Here is a 2,778-nt window from a genome sequence, read left to right on the forward strand (position 1 = left end):
CGGGCTCGGCTGCGAGGCGGCCCAGATCTTCTCCGCCATGTTCGAGGCCGGAACGCATCAGGACCTGCGTCGCCTGCCGGAGCTGTTCTGCGGCTTCAGCCGCAAGCCGCATCGCGGCCCGACCGCCTATCCTGTCGCCTGCGCGCCGCAGGCCTGGGCGGCGGCGACGCCCTTCGCCCTGCTGCAGGCCTCGCTCGGGATGAGTCTTTCTTTTGCGGAAAAGGCGATTCGCTTCGTCGACCCGCTGTTGCCGGCCTTCCTTGATTCGGTCACCTTATCGCGGGTCACGCTCGGCGAGGCGCAGGTGAAGCTGAAGCTTCAGCGTCATGGCGACGACGCGACGGTCAATCTTCTCGCGCGCACGGGCGAGGCCAAGGTCATGCTTTTGAAATGAGGCCGGCGCCGGGCAGGCGCGGACCATAACGCCTGAGGCCGCGGCGCGGCGACGCAAGCGCCAGAAACAAAGAAGGCGTATGGGCATGAAGCCCATACGCCTTTCGCGTCTGAGGAGGAGTCCGGCTCAGCCCCCGCTCGGCCGGGACTCAGGCGCGTGAACGGATCAGTATTTGGCGACGACCGGGGCGACCGGGGCGGCCGGCCCGCCGAAGCGGAAGGTGACGCCGCCGCCGAACAGCCAGGGGCTGAGGGTGGCGCGGCCGATGATGTTCGTGCTCCCGGGAACGATGGTGCCGGTGACGCGCGGGTTCATCATGATCTTCTTGACGTCGAGGTTGACGCCCCACTGGTCGTTGATCATGTAGTCGACGCCGATTTGGCCCGCGACGCCCCAGGAGTCGCCGACGGTCACGGTGTTGAGCACGTAATAGTCGGGCTTGGTCGAGAAGAAGTGCGTGTAGTTCACGCCGACGCCGACATAAGGCTGGATCTGGCCGAAATTGGTCCAGTGGTACTGCAGCAGCACCGTCGGCGGAAACAGCCAGGTGTTGGCGACGCGCTGGCCGTCGAGGCCGCCGCCGCTCAGATAGACGTTATGACGGGACACGCAGCAGATGGCTTCGACGGCGAAGTTCGGCGTGAAGAAATAGGTCAGGTCGACTTCGGGAATGACCGCGGTCGAGGCGCTGAAGCCGTTCGACACGAAGGCGTTGCCCTGCACGGTGTAGAGCGAGCCGCCGGTGTCCGGCACGACGCCGACGGCGCGCAGGCGGATCTGGAACGGGTGGAACGGCGCGGCCGGCGGCGCCGGCTCGATGGCGGGAACGTCGGCGGCTGCGGCGGCGCCCGCCATCGAGCCGAGCATGAGCGCGGCCAGCGCGCAGCGAACAAACCTGAACATAAAGCCCCCCAAGGGAATTGGCGCGACGATCGCTGGCCGAAATGGCGCGTCATCAGCCTGACGACCATGTGATCTCGCCCTCACCATAAGTTTGATCCCCCTCAATTCGCCAGATGGGTTTCAGCTTCTGTTAAGACCTGTTGTAACGCGGCAACGGATGCGGGCGCCTGCGCCTTGTTCACGACGCTTCCCTCGCGGGCGGCGGCGCTTTAAGCTTGGGCCATGACGGCCGGAGCCGAAATCCTCAACGAGAAGCCCGCCCAGCGCGACGCGAGGTCAAGCGCGCTCGTCGACGCGCTCGGGCGCCGCTCGATCGTGCTCGTCGGCTTCATGGGCTGCGGCAAATCCTCGTCGGGGCGGCGGCTCGCGCAGCGCCTCGGCCTGCCGTTCGTCGACGCCGACGCCGAGATCGAGGCGGCGGCCGGCATGACCGTCTCCGAGATCTTCGCCAAGCATGGCGAGGCGAGCTTCCGCGACGGCGAGCGCCGCGTCATGGCGCGTCTGCTCGAAACCGGGCCGCGCGTGATCGCGACCGGCGGCGGGGCCTTCCTCAACGAGGAGACGCGGGCGCGCATCGGCGCGCGCGGCGTCTCCGTCTGGCTCAAGGCGGACCCCGACGTGCTGTGGCGGCGCGTGCGCAAGCGCTCGCACCGGCCGCTGCTGCAAAGCCCCGATCCCGAGAAGACCTTGCGCACGCTGCTGGCGCAGCGTTATCCCCATTATGCGCGCGCCGACGTCACCGTCGTCTCGCGCGACGGGCCGCATGAGGCGGCCGTCGAGGACATCGTCTCGGCGGTCGAATTCCACCTGCGCTTCTCGCCCGAGCTTCCACGCCTTAAAGCCGAGCCCATGACCACAACCGACCTCGACGCGGCCGCAGGCGCCGCCCAAGAGCGGCCGACGGCGCAGTCCGCCTGCGTGCGCGTCGATCTTGGCGCGCGCTCCTATGACATCCTGATCGGCCCGGGCCTTCTCGCCGAGGCCGGAAGCTGCCTCGCGCGCCTCGCGCCGGGCGCGGCCTGCGCCGTCGTCGTCGACGAGAACGTCGCGCAGGCGCATCTGCCGGCGCTCGAGCGCTCGCTGCGCGCGGCCGGGCTGCGTCACGCCGTCGTGCGCGTCGCGCCCGGGGAAGGCTCGAAATCCTTCGCGACCTATGAGCGCGTCTGCGACGAGATCATCGCGGCGAAGCTCGAGCGCGGCGACCTTGTGGTCGCCCTTGGCGGCGGCGTCGTCGGCGACCTCGCGGGCTTCGCGGCGGCGAGCGTGCGCCGCGGCATGGGCTTCGCGCAGATCCCGACGAGCCTTCTGGCGCAGGTCGATTCCTCCGTCGGCGGCAAGACCGGCATCAACTCGCCGCGCGGCAAGAATCTGATCGGCGCCTTCCACCAGCCCTCGATCGTGCTCGCCGACGCCGACGTCCTCGCGACGCTGCCGGCGCGCGAATTCCGCGCGGGCTACGCCGAGGTCGCCAAATACGGCCT

2 protein-coding genes and 1 pseudogene are annotated in these 2,778 nt (G+C 69.0%); 2 read left to right on the forward strand and 1 reads right to left on the reverse strand.

Features of this window, described 5'->3' with window-relative positions:
* A pseudogene (locus ACILRB_RS15905) lies at positions 1 to 394 on the forward strand (amylo-alpha-1,6-glucosidase); the annotation flags it as partial.
* Between the two features lie 165 nt (positions 395 to 559).
* Here ACILRB_RS15905 and ACILRB_RS15910 read toward each other — a convergent pair.
* The gene (locus tag ACILRB_RS15910; RefSeq protein WP_395667271.1) at positions 560 to 1,297 is read right to left on the reverse strand and encodes an OmpW family protein; all 738 of its coding nucleotides are present in this window, start codon (positions 1,295 to 1,297) and stop codon (positions 560 to 562) included.
* A gap of 222 nt (positions 1,298 to 1,519) precedes the next feature.
* Between ACILRB_RS15910 and ACILRB_RS15915 the strand changes: the two genes are divergently transcribed.
* Positions 1,520 to 2,778, forward strand: a 1,259-nt coding sequence (locus ACILRB_RS15915) for a shikimate kinase (protein WP_395667272.1), incomplete at its 3' end; no start/stop codon positions are given.

The sequence above is a fragment of the Methylocella sp. genome (assembly GCF_044226135.1).
Classification (GTDB): Bacteria; Pseudomonadota; Alphaproteobacteria; order Rhizobiales; family Beijerinckiaceae; genus Methylocapsa.